This is a genomic window from Afipia sp. DC4300-2b1 (assembly GCF_049895725.1).
Lineage (GTDB): Bacteria > Pseudomonadota > Alphaproteobacteria > Rhizobiales > Xanthobacteraceae > Afipia > Afipia broomeae.
On sequence record NZ_JAFCSX010000002.1, the window covers coordinates 517545 to 535892 of the forward strand.

12 protein-coding genes and 1 riboswitch are annotated in these 18348 nt (G+C 62.6%); of the genes, 4 read left to right on the top strand and 8 right to left on the bottom strand.

Going from position 1 to position 18348, the window contains the following annotated elements:
- Window positions 1-216: 216 nt before the first annotated feature.
- Window positions 217-1305 carry a recombinase RecA gene (gene recA, locus ACP7AL_RS09165; protein ID WP_006021366.1) on the top strand — a complete coding sequence of 363 codons (1089 nt, stop codon included), beginning with the start codon at window positions 217-219 and terminating at the stop codon, window positions 1303-1305.
- 379 nt (window positions 1306-1684) lie between these two features.
- On the opposite strand, the gene gcvP is transcribed toward recA, so the two are convergent.
- From gcvP to gcvT, 3 genes are all read right to left on the bottom strand, one after another.
- A complete protein-coding gene (gene gcvP / locus ACP7AL_RS09170) occupies window positions 1685-4552 on the bottom strand; it encodes an aminomethyl-transferring glycine dehydrogenase (protein ID WP_425990826.1) in 2868 nt (955 codons plus the stop codon).
- A 187-nt stretch (window positions 4553-4739) separates the two neighbouring features.
- Window positions 4740-5105 (bottom strand): glycine cleavage system protein GcvH, encoded by a 366-nt coding sequence (gene gcvH / locus ACP7AL_RS09175; protein WP_425990828.1) that lies wholly within the window; start codon window positions 5103-5105, stop codon window positions 4740-4742.
- Between the two features lie 22 nt (window positions 5106-5127).
- Window positions 5128-6291 (bottom strand): glycine cleavage system aminomethyltransferase GcvT, encoded by a 1164-nt coding sequence (gcvT, locus tag ACP7AL_RS09180; RefSeq protein ID WP_425990830.1) that lies wholly within the window; start codon window positions 6289-6291, stop codon window positions 5128-5130.
- Between the two features lie 134 nt (window positions 6292-6425).
- A riboswitch (glycine riboswitch) is annotated at window positions 6426-6515 on the bottom strand.
- Between the two features lie 311 nt (window positions 6516-6826).
- Between gcvT and alaS the strand changes: the two genes are divergently transcribed.
- On the top strand, window positions 6827-9490 hold the full coding sequence (alaS, locus tag ACP7AL_RS09185) for an alanine--tRNA ligase (protein ID WP_425990832.1): 2664 nt from the start codon (window positions 6827-6829) through the stop codon (window positions 9488-9490).
- Window positions 9491-9496: 6 nt separating this feature from the next.
- Here the strand turns inward: alaS and ACP7AL_RS09190 are convergent, their stop codons facing one another.
- Entirely contained in the window at window positions 9497-10000 is a 504-nt protein-coding gene (locus ACP7AL_RS09190; protein ID WP_425990834.1) for a DUF3455 domain-containing protein, read from the bottom strand.
- 164 nt (window positions 10001-10164) lie between these two features.
- Here ACP7AL_RS09190 and ybaL point away from each other — a divergent pair, with 164 nt between their 5' ends.
- Window positions 10165-11883: a YbaL family putative K(+) efflux transporter gene (ybaL, locus tag ACP7AL_RS09195; protein ID WP_425990836.1), complete on the top strand. Its 1719-nt coding sequence runs from the start codon at window positions 10165-10167 to the stop codon at window positions 11881-11883.
- A 17-nt stretch (window positions 11884-11900) separates the two neighbouring features.
- On the opposite strand, the gene ACP7AL_RS09200 is transcribed toward ybaL, so the two are convergent.
- The 4 genes from ACP7AL_RS09200 to ACP7AL_RS09215 form a co-directional block, all read right to left on the bottom strand.
- On the bottom strand, window positions 11901-12338 hold the full coding sequence (locus ACP7AL_RS09200; RefSeq protein ID WP_425990838.1) for an acyl-CoA thioesterase: 438 nt from the start codon (window positions 12336-12338) through the stop codon (window positions 11901-11903).
- 91 nt (window positions 12339-12429) lie between these two features.
- Window positions 12430-13650 carry an NADP-dependent isocitrate dehydrogenase gene (locus ACP7AL_RS09205; RefSeq protein ID WP_425990840.1) on the bottom strand — a complete coding sequence of 407 codons (1221 nt, stop codon included), beginning with the start codon at window positions 13648-13650 and terminating at the stop codon, window positions 12430-12432.
- Between the two features lie 542 nt (window positions 13651-14192).
- Window positions 14193-15776 carry an MFS transporter gene (locus ACP7AL_RS09210; protein ID WP_425990841.1) on the bottom strand — a complete coding sequence of 528 codons (1584 nt, stop codon included), beginning with the start codon at window positions 15774-15776 and terminating at the stop codon, window positions 14193-14195.
- Window positions 15763-16929 carry an HlyD family secretion protein gene (locus ACP7AL_RS09215; protein WP_425990843.1) on the bottom strand — a complete coding sequence of 389 codons (1167 nt, stop codon included), beginning with the start codon at window positions 16927-16929 and terminating at the stop codon, window positions 15763-15765. The genes ACP7AL_RS09210 and ACP7AL_RS09215 overlap by 14 nt, the downstream gene beginning before the upstream one ends.
- A 175-nt stretch (window positions 16930-17104) precedes the next feature.
- Here ACP7AL_RS09215 and ACP7AL_RS09220 point away from each other — a divergent pair, with 175 nt between their 5' ends.
- Window positions 17105-18298 carry a TrmJ/YjtD family RNA methyltransferase gene (locus ACP7AL_RS09220; protein WP_425990845.1) on the top strand — a complete coding sequence of 398 codons (1194 nt, stop codon included), beginning with the start codon at window positions 17105-17107 and terminating at the stop codon, window positions 18296-18298.
- The last annotated feature ends 50 nt before the right edge of the window (window positions 18299-18348 follow it).

Here is an 18348-nt window from a genome sequence, read left to right on the forward strand (position 1 = left end):
CGCATACTACTGCGAGTAGAGGCGGGGCAGGCAATACCACAAAACATGTTACATGTCCTCAGGGTATATACTTGCCCGGTCCCTGAAAAGAACATATTGCGAACTTGGAACAAAAAGGGTACATTCTTTTCCATCGGATCACCACCGATTCCGGTCCGCCGACCCTGGGAAGCCGTTTGTCCGGCAGGCGAATCCCATACATAAGAGGAGCATCAGATGGCCCCCGCCGCCCTGCGTATCGTTGAAGGATCGTCCATGGACAAGACCAAGGCCCTGTCGGCCGCGCTCTCCCAGATCGAGCGCCAGTTCGGCAAGGGCTCCGTGATGAAGCTCGGCAAGAACGACCGCTCCATGGACATTGAGGTCATTCCGTCGGGCTCGCTTGGGCTGGATATCGCACTCGGCGTCGGCGGTCTGCCGAAGGGACGGGTGGTCGAGATCTACGGGCCGGAATCCTCCGGCAAGACCACGCTCGCGCTGCATACGGTGGCCGAAGCCCAGAAGAAGGGCGGCATCTGCGCCTTCATCGACGCCGAACACGCGCTCGATCCGGTCTATGCCCGCAAGCTCGGTGTCAATGTCGATGAACTTCTGATTTCGCAGCCGGACCACGGCGAGCAGGCGCTGGAAATCGCCGACACGCTGGTGCGCTCGGGTGCGGTCGATGTGCTGATCGTGGACTCGGTGGCGGCGCTGGTGCCGCGCGCCGAACTCGAGGGTGAGATGGGCGACGCGCTGCCTGGATTGCAGGCGCGACTGATGAGCCAGGCGCTGCGCAAGCTGACCGCCTCGATCAACAAGTCCCACACCATGGTGATCTTCATCAACCAGATCCGCATGAAGATCGGTGTGATGTACGGCTCGCCGGAAACCACCACCGGCGGCAATGCGCTGAAGTTCTACGCCTCGGTGCGCCTCGATATCCGCCGCATCGGCCAGATCAAGGAGCGCGACGAAGTCGTCGGCAACTCGACCCGGGTCAAGGTGGTGAAGAACAAGCTGGCGCCGCCGTTCAAGCAGGTCGAATTCGACATCATGTACGGCGAGGGCGTCTCGAAGATGGGCGAAATCCTCGACCTCGGCGTCAAGGCCGGCATCGTCGAGAAGTCCGGCGCCTGGTTCTCCTACGACAGCCAGCGCCTCGGGCAGGGCCGCGAGAATTCCAAGGCGTTCCTCAAGGCGAACCCCGAGATCACCGCCAAGATCGAGGCTTCGATCCGGCAGAACTCCGGCCTGATCGCTGAGCAGATTCTGGCCGGCTCGCCGGAACGCGATGCCGACGGCGAGGAGCCGCAGGACGAATAAAGCGTTTTCAGGCGAAGTGGGAACCGGTTCGCGTTAAGAAAACGCGACAACTAAAAAGAGTTCATTTTCGACCGGGCTTCACGGCCCGGCCGGTGCGATCCGAAAAGACGGGAATCCTTTTCGGGCATCCATCGCACCTTCGGAAGCAAACGGGCGTTGTGGATGTTGAGTTGCCGACATCCCCAGCGCCCGATTTGTTTTTGAGCTATGAGCGCGGCTGTTCTCTCTCGGCGTCGTCCCCGCGAAAGCGGGGACCCATACTCCCCGAGCTATCGATGCCGTGGGATGTGGGGCGGATGCGTCGTTCTCTTCAAATGAGAAAGAGGAAGGTGGATCCCCGCTTTCGCGGGGATGACCGGTTTAGAAATCGCGCGTGCGACTACTCCGCCGCCTGCGCGTAATCCGCGACCGGCGGGCATGAGCAGACCAGATTGCGGTCGCCATGAACGTTGTCGACGCGCCCCACGGGCGACCAGTACTTGTCGCTGCGCGAGGTGCCGGCCGGGAAGCAGCCTTCCGCGCGCGTATACGGCCGCTGCCAGTGATCCTCGGCGATGTCGTGCACGGTGTGCGGCGCATGACGCAGCGGCGAGGCCGCGATAGGCCATCGTCCGGCCTCGACGTCGGCGATCTCGCGGCGGATCGCGATCATGGCGTCGCAGAAGCGGTCCAGTTCCGCCTTCGATTCGGATTCGGTCGGTTCGATCATCAGCGTGCCCGGCACCGGGAAGCTCATGGTCGGGGCATGGAAGCCGTAGTCGATCAGCCGCTTGGCGATGTCGTCCACGGTGACGCCCGATCCTGCCTTCAGCCCGCGCGGATCGACGATGCACTCGTGCGCAACACGGCCGTTGTGGTTGCGATAGAGCACCGGGAAATGCGGATCGAGCCGCCTGGCGATGTAGTTCGCGTTCAGGATTGCGACTTCCGTCGCGCGGGTCAGGCCTTCGCCGCCCATCATCAGGATGTAGATGTAGGAGATGACGAGGATCGATGCGGACCCGTAGGGCGCCGCCGACACCGGACCGACCGGGGCCTTGCCGCCGTCGGTTGCGACATGTCCGGGCAGGAACGGCGCGAGATGCGCGCGCACGCCGATCGGGCCCATGCCCGGTCCGCCGCCCCCATGCGGAATGCAGAAGGTCTTGTGCAGATTGAGATGGCTGACATCCGCGCCATAGTCGCCGGGGCGGGCGAGCCCGACCTGCGCATTGAGATTCGCGCCGTCGAGATAGACCTGTCCGCCGTGACCGTGAACGATGTCGCAGATTTCGCGGATGTGCTCCTCGAACACGCCGTGGGTCGACGGGTATGTGATCATCACCGCGGCAAGATCGTTCGCATGCTGCGCAGCCTTCCTGCGCAGGTCCTCGACATCGACGTCGCCGCGTGCGTCGCAGGCAACCACCACCACGTCCATGCCGACCATGCTGGCGGATGCCGGATTGGTGCCATGGGCGGAGGAGGGGATCAGGCACACCTTGCGGTGCGCCTCGCCGCGCGAGCGATGCCAGGCGCGGATCGCCAGCAGCCCGGCATATTCGCCCTGCGCGCCGGAATTCGGCTGCAGCGACACGGCGTCATAGCCGGTGATGTCGGCGAGCCATTTCTCGAGCGTCGTGAACATGGCGTGATAACCGGCAGCCTGTTCCTTCGGCGCGTAGGGATGCAGTCCGCCGAATTCCGGCCAGGTCACCGGGATCATTTCGGTGGTGGCGTTCAGCTTCATGGTGCAGGAGCCGAGCGGGATCATGGCGCGGTCGAGCGCGAGATCGCGATCCGAAAGCTTGCGCATGTAGCGCAGGAGCTCGGTCTCCGAGCGGTGCTCGTGGAACACCGGATGGGTCATGAACCTGCTGGTGCGTGCGAGGCTGGACGGCAGCGCGTCGCGTGCCTCCTTCTCGATGTCGGCGTAAACCAGATTGCCGCCGAAGGTACGCCACACGCTCTCGACAATCGCAGGCGTTGTGGTTTCGTCCAGCGCGATGCTGACGGTGGTCTCATCGAGACGCAGATTGATGCTCTCATGGGCAGAATGCGAGATGATGGCCTGCCGCTGGCCATTGATGGCCACCGTCACCGTGTCGAAATAGGCGTCGTTCAGCGGCGCGAAGCCGAGTTTCTTCAACCCGGCCGCCAGCACTGACGTGCGCCGGTGCACGGTCCGTGCGATATGGCTCAAGCCTTCGGGGCCGTGATAGACCGCATACATCGACGCGATCACGGCGAGCAGCACCTGCGCGGTGCAGATGTTCGACGTCGCCTTTTCGCGGCGGATGTGCTGTTCGCGCGTTTGCAGGGCGAGGCGAAAGGCAGGGGCGCCGCGCGAATCCACCGACAGCCCGACAATGCGGCCGGGAAGCGAGCGCTTCAGCGCATCCTTCACCGCCATGTAGGCCGCGTGCGGTCCGCCGTAGCCCATCGGCACGCCGAAACGCTGGGTAGAGCCGATCGCAATGTCCGCCCCGAGATCGCCCGGCGATGCGAGCAGCGTCAGCGCCAGCGGATCGGCAGCGACGACGGCAATGCCGCCTTTTGCCTTGAGCGCTGTGATGGCGGCGCGCGGATCGAACAGCCCGCCGTGCGTGCCCGGATACTGGAACAGCGCGCCGAACACGTCGGCATTGCCCAGATCACGCGCAGGATCGCCGGTGATCAGCGACCAGCCGAGCGGTTCGGCACGGGTGCGCAGCACCGCCAGTGTCTGCGGATGCACTTCATGATCGACAAAGAACGCTTTGGTCTTCACCGATGACGAACGCTCCGCCAGCGCCATGGCTTCCGCTGCCGCGGTGCCTTCATCGAGCAGCGATGCGTTGGCGATGTCGAGGCCGGTGAGATCGCAGATCATGGTCTGGAAGTTGAACAGCGCTTCAAGACGTCCCTGACTGATCTCGGGCTGATACGGCGTGTAGGCCGTGTACCATGCGGGATTTTCGAGAATGTTGCGCTGGATCACAGCGGGGAGGATCGTGCCGGAGTAGCCTTGGCCGATCAGCGACGTGAACACCTGATTGCGCGCCGCGATGCCGCGCATGTGCGTCAGCGCTTCGGTTTCGGAAAGCGGCTTGCCGAGATCGAGCGGTGCCTTCTGCCGAATGGAAGCCGGCAGCGTCTGATCCATCAGCGCACTCAGGCTGGCCACGCCGACGGTCTGCAACATCGCGTTGATGTCGCGCGGCGAGGGGCCGATATGCCGGCGGACGAAATCGACGGCGGGTTCAGCGGGCTTACGGTGAGTCGTCATTGGACGCTCCTTGAGTTCTCAAGAACAGCGATTGAAGCGGACTTCACCTCTCCCCGGCGGGGAGAGGTCGCGCGCGAAGCGAGCGGGTGAGGGGGATCGATGTTCGATCGGAGGCGGTAGACCCCCTCACCCCAACCCTCTCCCCGCGGGGGAGAGGGGGAATATCTCGCGTGCCGCAACATCTCGTCTAAGCCGTGTGTTGCTTGTACGCGGCTTCATCCATCAGGCCGTCGAGATCGCCCTTGTTGGCGATCTTCAGCTTGAAGAACCATGCGGCCTTGCCGGGATCGGAATTGATCAGCGCGGGATCGGCGACCAGCGCGTCGTTGATCTCGATCACTTCGCCGGTGATCGGCGCGTAGACGTCGGACGCCGCCTTGACGCTCTCGACCACAGCGGCGGCTTCCGCCTTCTTCAGCGCGCGGCCGACCTTCGGCAGTTCGACGAACACCACGTCGCCGAGCTGGGTCTGGGCGTAGTCTGTGATGCCGATGGTTGCGACATCCCCCTCGATGCGGAGCCATTCGTGATCGGGCGTGTACAGTGTGGTCATGAAATCCTCAGCCTGTTGATTGCTATCGTTTGTAACCGTTGGGCACGAACGGCATCGCCGATACGCGCAGCGGCAGACGCTGCCCGCGCACATCGGCGAACACCGCCGTGCCTTCGGTGGAAAGAGATGTCGGCAGATAACCCATGGCGACCGGCGCGTTCAGAGTCGGTCCGAAGCCGCCGGAGGTGACCGCGCCGATTTTCTCGGGCGATGTTTCGCTGGCGTACAGCGCAGCGCCTTCGCGCACCGGCGCGCGGCCTTCCGCCCGCAGGCCGACACGGCGGCGCGGCGCGCCGGTTTCGAACTGTTTCAGGATGATGTCCGCGCCGGGGAATCCGCCCGCCCGCGCGCCGCCGGTCCGGCGGCTCTTTTGGACCGACCATTCCAGCGCGCCTTCCACCGGCGTGGTGGCGGTGTCGATGTCGTGGCCGTAAAGACAGAGGCCTGCCTCCAGCCTCAGGCTGTCACGCGCGCCGAGGCCGATCGGCAATACGGCGGGATCGGCGAGCAATGCCGCTGCGAGACGTTCGGCGTCTTTCGCGGGCACCGAAATCTCGAAACCGTCCTCGCCGGTGTAGCCGGAGCGTGAGACGAAGCAATCGATGCCCAGAACCTTGTGCGGTCCGGCATCCATGAACTTCATCGCAGCTATTGTCGGCGCATGCTTGCTGAGCACCTCGACCGCCTTCGGTCCCTGAAGCGCGATCAGCGCGCGGTCCGGCAGCGGTTCGATGATGCAGGTGCCGGAGAGATGCCTGCGCAGGTGCGCTTCGTCTGCGGTCTTGCAGGCGGCATTGACCACCAGGACCAGGTGATCGCCGAAATTCGCCACCATCAGATCGTCGAGAATGCCGCCGGCATCGCTGGTGAACTGCGCATAGCGCTGGCGGCCGTGCGGAACCGCGAGAATGTCCTGCGGGACCAGCGTTTCGAGTGCGCGGGCGGCGTCTTCGACCTTGCCGGATTTCGCCGTGAGCGTGATCTGCCCCATGTGGGACACATCGAACAGGCCGGCGGAGGCGCGGGTGTGGAGATGTTCCTTCAGCACGCCGGCGGTGTACTGCACCGGCATCTCGTAGCCTGCGAAGGGCACGATCTTGCCGCCGCGCGCCACATGCAGGTCGTGCAGCGGAACACGCTTCAGCGCAGTTTCGGCGGAGTCTGGTTGGCGCTCGGTGGCAAGCATATTCAGGGCTCCTGACGGATTCCGGGACGGTTCCCGAAACCTTGTCGAAGCCCCATCTGTCGCTGTGCCTGAGAGTATTATCCCGTCGGCGGATGCCGCGCCGGTCTCCCGGCCGCATCTCTTTCCAGATTTCAGTCAGTCACACGGTCCGTTTGCCTGAGAGTTTCCGGGGCGGTTGCTCCTTCGGCGCCGGCATGAAGCCGGTCTCTCCCGACGTGACTTGTCAGCTTAGTATATAGCTTACTTAGGCAGGGAAACACGCCTTTCGAGGCCCTGTCAACGCAACTGCGAGATTATCAACGGCCTTCATGGCGCGCTTAAGACTGCTTGCAAGCCGCTGATCTGGTGCACACTTTCTGGACATACCCGGCCTGTTCCGTCTAGAAACAGGGCGGGACAAATTGCGCTGCACGCGTCATTGAAGGCGGGCGGCACATCCGAGTGTTTTCGGGCGAAACAGAGCGTGTTTTGCAAGCCGAAAATGCACCAGAACATTCAGGCTTCTTGAAAGCTTTTTGGGCGCGATTGGACGAGTATGAGCGGCGTTAACGAGATCAGGTCGGCGTATCTGAATTATTTCGCGAAAAACGGCCACGAGATCGTGCCGTCGTCGCCGCTTGTTCCGCGCAATGACCCGACATTGATGTTCACCAATGCGGGCATGGTGCAGTTCAAGAACGTGTTTACGGGCCTTGAGAAGCGGCCGTATCAGCGCGCGACCTCGTCGCAGAAATGCGTCCGCGCCGGCGGCAAGCACAACGACCTCGACAATGTCGGCTACACCGCGCGGCATCACACCTTCTTCGAGATGCTCGGGAACTTCTCGTTCGGCGATTATTTCAAGGACCGCGCCATCGAGCTTGCCTGGAATTTGATCACCAAGGAGTACGGGCTCCCTAAGGACAAGCTGCTGGTCACTGTCTATTCCGAGGACGACGAGGCGTTCGGTCTCTGGAAAAAGATCGCAGGCCTGCCCGAATCGAAAATCATCCGAATCGGGACGTCGGACAATTTCTGGCAGATGGGCGACACCGGCCCCTGCGGCCCGTGTTCGGAAATCTTCTTCGATCACGGCGACAAGATCTGGGGCGGTCCTCCGGGTTCCGCCGAGGAAGACGGCGACCGCTTCATCGAGATCTGGAATCTGGTGTTCATGCAGTTCGACCAGATCGCGCCGGGCAACCGCGTCGCGCTGCCGAAGCCCTCGATCGATACCGGCATGGGCCTGGAGCGCATCGCCGCCGTGCTTCAGGGCAAGCACGACAACTATGAGATCGACCTGTTCGTCGCGCTGATCCGCGCGATCGCCGAATTGACGGGCGCCGATCCGAATGGCGAACAGAAGGCGTCGCTGCGCGTCATCGCCGACCATCTGCGTGCGTCGTCATTCCTGATTTCGGACGGCGTGCTGCCCTCGAACGAAGGCCGCGGCTATGTGCTGCGCCGGATCATGCGCCGCGCGATGCGCCACGGTCAGTTGCTCGGTGCGAAAGAGCCGCTGATGTATCGTCTCGTGTGGGCGCTGGTGCGCGAGATGGGCCAGGCCTATCCGGAACTGGTGCGCGCCGAGAACCTGATCGAGGAAACGCTGAAGCTGGAAGAGACCCGGTTCCGCAAGACTCTGGATCGCGGCCTTTCGATTCTCGACGAGAAAAGCGCTTCCCTGAAAAAGGGCGACATGTTCGACGGCGAGACCGCGTTCACGCTGTACGATACCTATGGCTTCCCGCTCGATCTGACGCAGGACGCGCTGCGCAACCGCGGCATCGGCGTCGACATCGCGTCGTTCACCGATGCGATGGACCGCCAGCGTGCCAAGGCGCGCGCCTCGTGGGCAGGGTCCGGCGACACTGCCACGGAGACGATCTGGTTTCCGCTGCGCGAGAAGCTCGGCGCCAGCGAGTTCCTGGGATACGACACGGAAGTCGCCGAAGGCGTCGTCACCGCGCTGGTGAAGGACGGCAAGGAAGTGGATAGCGCCAAGAGCGGCGACAGCGTCGCCATCGTCATGAACCAGACGCCGTTCTACGCCGAGTCTGGCGGTCAGGTCGGCGACACCGGCGTTCTGACCGGCGACGGCGTGCGCGTGCGCATCACCGACACCCAGAAGAAGGCCGGCGATCTTTATGTGCATCTCGGCACCGTCGAGCAGGGCACGGTGAAGCTCGGCGTGCCGTTGCAACTCGAAGTCGATCATGGGCGGCGCACGGCGATCCGCGCCAACCACTCGGCAACACATCTTCTGCACGAGGCGCTGCGTCAGGTTCTGGGAGATCACATCGCGCAGCGCGGCTCACTGGTCGCGCCGGAACGGCTGCGGTTCGACTTCGCGCACAACAAGCCGATTACGGCGGAAGAACTGCGCCGTATCGAAGATATCGCCAACGACGTCGTGCTGGAGAACGGCGAGGTCGTCACCCGCTCGATGGCGGTGGACGATGCGCGGGATTCCGGCGCGCGTGCGCTGTTCGGGGAGAAATACGGCGACGAAGTGCGCGTGGTGTCGATGGGCGCGGGCAAGGGTAATGCGCTCGGCTGGTCGGTCGAACTGTGCGGCGGCACCCATGTGCGGCGTACCGGCGACATTGGCCTGATCTCCATCAGCGGCGAAAGCGCGGTGGCGTCGGGCGTGCGGCGTATCGAGGCGCTGACCGGAAACAATGCGCGTCACGCCGTGAATGCAACCATACAGACGGCCAAGGCTGCGGCTGCGGAGATGAAGACCACGCTCGACGATCTGCCCGCGCGTGTCGCCGCGCTTATCGAGGAGCGCAAGAAGCTGGAGCGTGAACTCTCCGAAGCGCGCAAGAAGCTCGCCATGGGCGGGGTCAGCGTCGCGAGTTCTCACCGCACGGAGGACGACTTCCAGGAAGTGAAGGGCGTCAAGTTGATGGCGAAGAACGTGTCCGGCATCGAGATGAAGGACCTCAAGAGCCTTGCCGACGATGGCAAGAAACGCCTTGGCTCCGGCGTCGTGGCCATCGTCAATGTGGGCGAGGACGGCAAGGCCGGTGTTGTGGTCGGCGTCACATCGGATCTGACCTCGCGGTTCAGCGCGGTTGATCTGGTCAAGATCGCGTCTGAAGCGCTGGGCGGAAAGGGCGGCGGCGGACGTCCCGACATGGCGCAGGCCGGCGGCCCCGATGGCGCGAAGGCGGACGCTGCGCTGAAGGCGATCGAAGCCGCGATGGGGGCTTAACGCGACCTAGCGCAAAAACACGTAGTCCGCTGAATAAGGCACGCTCTGGTAAGCGCCCCGCTTGTCGCAAGCACCTTGCAGCTTTCCGCCCGCGGTATTGATCCGCTGCACCGTCGTGATTGCGCTGAGCGCGCCGCTTCCCCGCTGCGAGACGACTTCGAGCTTGAGCCACGGGATGTCCTTGTCCGTCGCGCCCGGCGCATTGCCGGCCGCCTTGCCGACGACTGCACTGCCGTCGCTGTATTCCCAGTTCGGTCCGGCGTAATGGCGCCCAACGGTCTTTCCGTCGGCAAGCAATGTCGCAATCGGCTCGCGGAAAACCCACGCGGGTTTTCCTGACGCGTCGGCCTTGCATTCGTAAACCTGCGCGCCTTCCGCGTGCAGCGTCAGCACAACCGTGCCGGTGGCCGCGATAGCAGCCGGCGTCTGCGCGTATGTGGCGGAGAGTGGTGCGAGGACGAAGCCTGCAATCGACAGCAATGCGAGGAAATCAGCTCTTATCGGGGTCATCGCGAGGTCCAATCATCGCCGGCGCTGTCGTCAGCGTGCCATCGTCTCCCGCCCATGTGTCGTAACCTTGTCGTGACTGCATTTAGATCGAGACGCGATTTACTGCGGCGATGGGTAGCGAAAGATGCACTGGCATCCATTTCCCCTATGCGTCAAAATGCGGCATGCATCACAATACTCCCTTGATTTCGACGGTCGTCGTCGGCCTTGTGCTGGCTTTTGTTCTCGGCGCGCTTGCCCAACGGGTCCGCATTTCACCGCTTGTCGGCTATCTCCTCGCGGGCGTGGTGATGGGCCCGTTCACGCCCGGCTATGTCGCGGATCAGAACATCGCCAACGAACTCGCCGAAATCGGCATCATTCTGCTGATGTTCGGCGTCGGTCTGCATTTCTCGCTGAAAGATCTGCTGTCGGTGCGCGCCATCGCGGTCCCCGGCGCAGTGGTGCAGATCGCTGTGGCGACGCTGCTCGGCATGGGGCTTGGCTGGACGCTGGGCTGGCCGGTCGGCGGGGGGCTGGTGTTCGGCCTCGCGCTGTCGGTGGCAAGTACGGTTGTGTTGCTGCGCGCTTTGCAGGAGCGGCGGCTGGTCGACACAGAGCGCGGGCGAATCGCGGTCGGATGGCTGATCGTCGAGGATCTTGCGATGGTGTTGACGCTGGTGCTTCTGCCGGCGCTTGCGGGATTGCTGAAAGGCGAGGGCACAAGCGGTCTCAGTGCCTACGCGATGGCGCAGCCGGTGCTCATTACGCTCGGCAAGGTCGCGGCGTTCGTCATCTTCATGCTGGTGGTCGGCCGCCGCGTGATCCCGTGGGTCCTGCATTACGTGGCGCATACGGGTTCGCGCGAACTGTTTCGTCTCGCGGTGTTTGCGATTTCGCTCGGTGTGGCATTCGGCGCGGCAATTCTGTTCGACGTGTCGTTCGCGCTCGGCGCGTTCTTCGCCGGCATGATTCTGAGCGAATCCGAACTCAGCCAGCGCGCCGCGAACGAAACCCTGCCACTGCGCGACGCATTCGCGGTGCTGTTCTTCGTGTCCGTCGGCATGCTGGTCGATCCCGCGATCATCGTGCGGGAGCCGCTGCCGCTGCTGGCGACCGTCTTCATCATCATCTTCGGAAAATCTGTCGCGGCTTTCGGCATCGTGCGCATGTTCGGGCATCCGACATCCACCGCGCTGACGATCTCTGCAAGTCTCGCACAGATCGGCGAGTTCTCCTTCATTCTGGTCAGCCTCGGTGTCAGTCTTGCGCTTCTGCCGGACCGTGGCCGTGATCTTGTTCTTGCGGGAGCAATCATCTCGATCATGCTGAACCCGCTGTTTTTTGCGTTGCTGGATCGCTATGAGGCGAAAAAACAGGCAGCCGAGGAAGCCGCGGCAGCAGCCTTGTCAGCGGAGGATTCCGCTGCAGAGGTGGCCGCGGAGGCGGCAAGGAAGAAGCCGGCCCGCGTCGAGTTGCCTGTCACCGCTCTCACCGGTCATGTCGTGCTGGTCGGATACGGGCGCGTCGGGAGTGTTGTCGGCGCTTCGTTAAAGCAGGGAGGCGTGCCGCTTCTGGTCATCGAAGATAATCCGGGATGCCTCGAAAAGCTCGCTCAGGCGGGAATCGAGAAGATCACGGGCAATGCGGCCGCGCCGGGAATGCTGGTTGCGGCAAACCTCGAGGCCGCGCGCGGGCTCATTGTCGCAATACCCGATGCGTTCGAGGGCGGGCAGATCGTCTCCAAGGCCCGCGCGATCAGCGCGACGCTGCCGATCATCGCGCGGGCGCATTCAGAAGAGGAAATTGCGCACCTCAAGCATCACGGCGCGAATAGCGTCATCATGGGCGAGCAGGAGATCGCCAAGGCGATGATTGCGCAGATCGGTCTCGCCAGCATCTGAGCGCTGGCCGCTGCGGGTCAGGATGCGAGATGCTTCTCGCGTGTTGCGATCAGGTTGCGGACCTCCCGAGTGATCGGAGCAGGCCGATGCGTCGATTGATCGGTGTTCACCCAGACGATTTCACCGGTGGCCATCAGATCCGCGCTGTCCTTCAGGAAGATTGCCAGTTCGAACGTCATGCTCGAACTGCCGATCCGCCCGACGCGGACGCCGACCTCGATCTCGGCATCGAAGCGGATCGGCGATTTGTACTCGACGACGGACTTCACGACATGGAAGTCCATGCCGGTCTTCTTGGCGTCGGCGTACTGATCGTATTTGAGCTCACGGAAATATTCGGTGATGGTGGTGTCGTAGAACGTCAGATAATGGGCGTTGAACACCACGCCCTGACCGTCGATCTCCGAATAGCGGATGCGGAAGGGATGGAAGAAGCTGAATTGGTCTCGCGTCATGTCCGGCGTTCCGGTTCTTTTTGAAATTCACAAGCAAACGGCGCAGACAACGTCTGCGCCGTCAAAGACATGAGATGCAGCTTGCGGCGCCTTACGCCGCAGGAGCCATCGCCTTGGTGAGGTTTTCCGCGACCTTGTCGAGGAAGCCCGTGGTCGAGAGCCACTTCTGATCGGCGCCGACCAGCAGCGCGAGGTCCTTGGTCATGAAGCCGGACTCGACCGTATCAACGCAGACCTTCTCCAGCGTCTTGGCGAACTTCGCCAGTTCCTCGTTGTTGTCGAGCTTGGCGCGGTGGGCGAGGCCCTGCGTCCAGGCGAAGATCGACGCGATGGAGTTGGTCGAGGTTTCCTTGCCCTTCTGGTGTTCGCGGTAGTGACGGGTCACGGTGCCGTGGGCAGCTTCGGCTTCCACAACCTTGCCGTCCGGCGTCAGCAGCACCGAGGTCATCAGGCCGAGCGATCCATAGCCCTGAGCCACGGTGTCGGACTGCACGTCGCCGTCGTAATTCTTACAGGCCCACACGTAGCCGCCTGACCACTTCAGCGCCGAGGCGACCATGTCGTCGATCAGGCGATGTTCGTAGGTAAGGTGCTTGGCTTCGAAGTCCTTCTTGAATTCGGTGTCGTAGATTTCCTGGAAGATGTCCTTGAAGCGCCCGTCATAGACCTTGAGGATGGTGTTCTTGGTCGACAGGTACACCGGATAGCCGCGCGACAGGCCATAGTTCATCGAAGCGCGTGCAAAGTCACGGATGGAATCGTCCAGGTTGTACATGCCCATCGCCACGCCGGCGCCGGGAGCCTTGAACACCTCACGCTCGATCACCGTGCCGTCCTCGCCGACGAACTTCATCGTCAGCACGCCCTTGCCCGGGAATTTGATGTCGGTAGCGCGGTACTGGTCGCCGAAAGCGTGGCGGCCGATGATGATCGGCTTGGTCCAGCCGGGAACCAGACGGGGCACGTTCTTGCAGATGATCGGTTCGCGGAAGATCACGCCGCCGAGGATGTTGCGGATGGTGCCGTTCGGCGACTTCCACATTTCCTTGAGGCCGAATTCCTTCACGCGGGCTTCGTCCGGCGTGATGGTGGCGCACTTGACGCCGACGCCCTGCTTCTTGATCGCGTTGGCCGCGTCGATGGTGACCTGATCGTTGGTCTTGTCGCGGTATTCCATCCCAAGGTCGTAATATTCGAGCTTCACATCGAGGAAGGGGTTGATCAGCTTGTCCTTGATGTACTGCCAGATGATCCGGGTCATCTCGTCGCCATCGAGTTCGACGACGGGGTTGGTCACCTTGATTTTTGCCATGGGGGATCGGGCCTTAAATTGGGGGCGGAGAGGGCGAGAGAACCGCAACGGTTCCGTAGCGAGGCTATAGCACCCGCGTTCGCGGGCTGGAAGGCAACGCACCTGAGACTTTCTGGCATGTCGGGCGAGACAAGCGTGCCGGCAGGTCAATCCTGGAGCTATTTCAGCCGGTGATTTTGAAGCAGTTCGCGCTTTCGCGGCCGCTCGCGGAAACCGTGCAGTGGCAAAACCCTTCAGCACTTCCGCCGGGTGCAGTTCGCCGGGACGCAACGGCGAGGATTGCCGGCGGGCACTTCTGCCTCGCGTTTCGCGCGAGATTCAAACGATTCGATAACCCCATGATTTATAAGGGTAATTTCAGGCGACCATGGCCGGAGCTGAATCGATCTGTTCGGTTCTTGAATCAATTCCTTCACGGGTTGAATCAAAATCTTCAGAAGGTGATTCAAAACCTTCACGCGTTGAATCCACATCATCAGAACCTGATTCAAGACCTTCACCGCGCTGATTCAGAATGTTGGGATTTCGGGCGGAGAACGGCGCTATCGGGCTTTGGGTGTGAAGGGCCCGGGCGGGGATTTCGTAATCAGGGCGGTCACGAGAAGCCCTATGATCGCGAAACCGAAGGTCAGCCAGAAGCCGTCGATATAGGCCAGCACGTTGGCCTCGCGCTGGACCATGCCGGCCAGTGTTCCGACGCTGCGCGCGGGGGCCGTCGCTGTGCCATGGCCAGCGAAATAGCCCGACATGCGGGCAAGAAACTGCTCCACCTGATCGGTGGCGTGGGTGATGTGCTGACCGATCAGGTTGGAGTGGGTCTGTTCGCGCACCCGCAGCCAGGTGGCCATCAGCGCAATGCCGATTTCTGCGCCGCCGAGGCGCATGATCTGGATATAGGCCGCAAACGCCGTCGCCCGGGTCGGATCGGAGTTGGACAGCGCGATGATAATGATCGGGAACAGCGTGAATGCCTGGCCGACCGATTGCAGCAACACAATCGGGATGAAGTCGGCCAGCCGCCAGGTATTGGTGATTTGCGTTCCGAGCAATGCGGCGATTGCGAACGTGATCAGGCCGATGATCAGGACGATTCTCACGTCGTATCGCCGCAGCAGCCAGATCGAGAGGGGAAACAGCACGGCAAAGGGCAGAACGCCATAGATCACAAGCAGGCGCCCCGTCTGTTCGGGCCGGAGCTGCGCAACGGCCGAGAGGAAATTAGGCACCAGCGACGAGTTGGAGAGACTGGTCAGGGTGTAGAGCAGGATGACGACCAGCGCGAAGCCGATGTTGCGCGAGAACAGCACATTGGCGTGCGCCCACGGCTCCTTCACCACGGCCTCGTTGATGAAAAACGCCACCAGCAGAAACGCACCGCAGCCGAGCATTGCGACAACAGTTCCGGAATTGAGCCAATCCAGCCGGTTCCCTTGATCGAGGCCGGCATAGACCATGGCGATGCCGGTCCCCAGCAACAGCATGCCGCCCCAGTCCGCGGTTTCCAGCAGCGTCCGGTTGACCGGATCGCGGGCGGCGCCAAAGTAAACCAGGATCGCCATCAGCACGGCGATGATCGCATCCTGCCAATACAGCCACTGCCAGCCGATCTGATCGACATAGAAGCCGACCAGCGCCGGACCGAAGTTGAGCGCAAAGCCGACTCGCAACGAATAAATCCCGATCGCCACCAGCCACCACTGCATCGGCAGGTTGCGGAAAATGATCATCAGCGTGGCCGGGACGAAGGTGCCGATCAGCAGGCCATGAAGGATCGTGAGGGCCAGAAGTGTCTGGTAATCGCGGACAAATGGGAGAACCAGCGAGATCACCGCGAAGACCAGACTAGGTAAGCCGAGAATGCGGCGCAGGCCGAATACGGTGGCAAGCCAGGCCACCGAAGGCGCGATGAAAATCTGCGACGCGGTCGAGGCCGTGCTCAGCCACGCGCCTTCGTCGAAGCTGAGAGAAAAGGCGCCCTTGATATCGGGCAGCCCAATCGTGAACATCCGGCTGTCGATGTTGGCCATCGACGAGCCGAGCAGCACGGCGATCACGGCGAGCAGCGGATGGTGAACAGCCTGACCGACCGAGACCGGCCCGCTGGCGATGATTTTAGCTTCCGCCACCGGCTTTGGCTCCGGCGTTCGAGGGCACAACGGTTCCCTCGGTGTTGATCCGCGTTACCGCCGACATGCCCGGCAGCAGACGATCGAGCAGCGGCTGGCCCTTGTCGAATTCGATCCGCAGCGGAATTCGCTGCACCACCTTGGTGAAATTGCCGGTGGCGTTGTCGGGCGGCAGCAACGCGAATTGCGATCCGCTCGCCGGGGAAACACGTGCGACATGCCCGCTCAGCTTCGCGTCCGGGAAGGTATCGATGGTGATTTCCACCGGCTGCCCTGGCTTCACGCGCGTCAGCTGCGTCTCCTTGTAGTTCGCGATGACATAGACATTCGGCAGCGGCACCACGTTGAACAGGTTGCTGCCGATGTTGACGTAATCTCCTGGCTGAACCTGCCGGGCTCCGACCACACCGTCGAACGGCGCGAGGATCCGGGTGTAGCCGAGCTTGAGTTTTGCGGCTTTCAGCGCGGCCTGAGCGGCGAGAACATCGGCGGCGCGCTGCTTTTTCGTTCCGGCGAGAACTTCGAGCTGGTGCCTTTGTGCGGCGATGACAGCGCGGCTGGCGCGGACATCGGCGTCCGCCTTTGCAAGGGCCGCGGTCGCCTGCTCGAGCCGCTGGCGGGTGAAGGCAGGGCTTTGGATCAGACCATGCTGGCGGTCGTATTCCTGCTGCGCTTCGACCTGGATGGCTTCGGCGGAGGCGAGCTGCGCTTCGGACTGCGCGATGGTGGCGTATTGAAGTTCGACCTGATTGGCGAGGTTGTCGAGCGCGGCCTGTGCCCCGGCGACGGCGGCTTCCGCCTGCGCAACCTGCGCCTCGTAGTCCGCAGGGTCGATCTCGACGAGCAGATCGCCGGCCTTGACGTGCTGATAATCGCTCGCGGCGACTTTCAGCACTTCGCCGGCGACGCGGCTGCTGAGTTGTGTTGTCTCGGCGCGAACATAGGCGTCGTTCGTGGTCTGGATCACGGCGCCGCCGATCCAGGCGTCCCAGCGCAGCGTCGCCACCATCACGAAGGTCGCCGCCGCAATCAGGCAGGCGACGGGAATCGCGACCCGGCGCAGCGTGGCGCTGACATGCGAAGGCTCGGGAGGCGGGGCGGACGCTGCCTGCTGTGGGGGAGTGCCGGCGGCGGGGTTATCTGTCTGAGCCATGGGTCACGCTACTCCAACCGGCGGAGAAAGTTCAAAGCCAAACCTGCAATTTCGGCATGACCGTATTGCAGGGGTTTTGCCGGACTTCCAGCGACCCGAAAACGAAAAATGTCTTGACCTGTCCGGCGTCAACTGCGTTACGGCATGGGAAAATGTGACACACAAAGCAGGGACAATGACCGGTTCAGGCACCGACAAAACCAAGACGCGCAAAGAATTGAACGGGCCCATCGTGGTGCTGGTCGAGCCGCAGCTTGGCGAGAACATCGGCATGTGCGCGCGCGCCATGGGCAATTTCGGCCTGACGCGGCTGCGCATCGTCAATCCGCGCGACGGCTGGCCCAATATGGCCGCCCAGCGCGCCGCCGCGGGCGCCGATCACATTCTTGATAAAGTCGAACTGTTCGACACGGTGGAAGCTGCGGTCTCCGATTGTTCGCTGCTGTTCGCGACCACGGCGCGGGCGCACGATCAGGCCAAGCCGGTGGTGGGTCCTGAAGAGGCTGCCCGTCAGATTGTCGGTGAAACAGCGGCAAGCGGCACGGCGGCGATTATGTTTGGACGCGAGCGCTACGGCTTGCAGAACGACGAGGTCGCGCTCGCCAATCGCATCGTCACGTTTCCGGTCAATCCGGGCTTCGCCTCGCTGAACCTGGCTCAAGCGGTTTTGCTGATGGGCTATGAATGGTTCAAGCTCGCCACCGCCAACGCACTGCCGTTCGACATGCCGGAACGATCGGAGCGGGCCTCGAACCATCAGATGCAGGCGTTCTTCGACAACCTCGTCAATGAACTCGACAAGGTTGAATTCCTCCGCCCGCCGGAAAAGCGGGACACCATGCTGGTGAACATGCGCAACATTTTCACCCGCATGGAGCCGACCAAGCAGGACATGCACACGTTGCATGGCGTGATCATGGCCATCGCGGAAGGCCGGAAAGGCCCGGCGAAAGGCGGGGTTCTCGACGGCAACGAAGCGACGCGGCTCCGTGCCTTGCTGGCGGAACAGTCCGACGGCCGCACACCATCCGAAAGCGGCGGCACGGTGAGGGGACTGGCGCGCCTGCTGCGGCGTAATCCGACCGATGCGGAGCGTATTCTCTGGCAGGCGCTGAGGACGGACCGCCGTTTCGCATCCCACTTCAAGCGGCAGACGCCGGTGGGGCGTCACATTCCGGATTTCGTATCGTTCACGAGGCGGCTGGCGATCGAACTCGTCAACGCCAATGAGACCGATGTCATCGCTCGCGACCGCGCGGCCCGGCGCGAATGGCTCGAGGCGCGGGGATATCGTGTTTGCCTGATCAACGCGGCTGACGTGGAAGCAAACCTCGATGCGCAGCTCGAACGGCTCGCCGCAACGGCCTAGCCCTTCGCTTGTGCAATATCGATTCTTGTTCAGCGGCGGGATTAAAGCAG

Excerpts from the sequence above, each read along its gene's own strand:
- ACP7AL_RS09190 (WP_425990834.1), bottom strand. The coding sequence starts at position 10,000 with ATGACCCCGATAAGAGCTGATTTCCTCGCATTGCTGTCGATTGCAGGC.
- ybaL (WP_425990836.1), top strand. The coding sequence starts at position 10,165 with ATGCATCACAATACTCCCTTGATTTCGACGGTCGTCGTCGGCCTTGTG.
- ACP7AL_RS09200 (WP_425990838.1), bottom strand. The coding sequence starts at position 12,338 with ATGACGCGAGACCAATTCAGCTTCTTCCATCCCTTCCGCATCCGCTAT.
- recA (WP_006021366.1), top strand. The coding sequence starts at position 217 with ATGGCCCCCGCCGCCCTGCGTATCGTTGAAGGATCGTCCATGGACAAG.
- gcvP (WP_425990826.1), bottom strand. The coding sequence starts at position 4,552 with ATGACGACTCACCGTAAGCCCGCTGAACCCGCCGTCGATTTCGTCCGC.
- alaS (WP_425990832.1), top strand. The coding sequence starts at position 6,827 with ATGAGCGGCGTTAACGAGATCAGGTCGGCGTATCTGAATTATTTCGCG.
- ACP7AL_RS09215 (WP_425990843.1), bottom strand. The coding sequence starts at position 16,929 with ATGGCTCAGACAGATAACCCCGCCGCCGGCACTCCCCCACAGCAGGCA.
- gcvH (WP_425990828.1), bottom strand. The coding sequence starts at position 5,105 with ATGACCACACTGTACACGCCCGATCACGAATGGCTCCGCATCGAGGGG.
- gcvT (WP_425990830.1), bottom strand. The coding sequence starts at position 6,291 with ATGCTTGCCACCGAGCGCCAACCAGACTCCGCCGAAACTGCGCTGAAG.
- ACP7AL_RS09220 (WP_425990845.1), top strand. The coding sequence starts at position 17,105 with ATGACCGGTTCAGGCACCGACAAAACCAAGACGCGCAAAGAATTGAAC.
- ACP7AL_RS09205 (WP_425990840.1), bottom strand. The coding sequence starts at position 13,650 with ATGGCAAAAATCAAGGTGACCAACCCCGTCGTCGAACTCGATGGCGAC.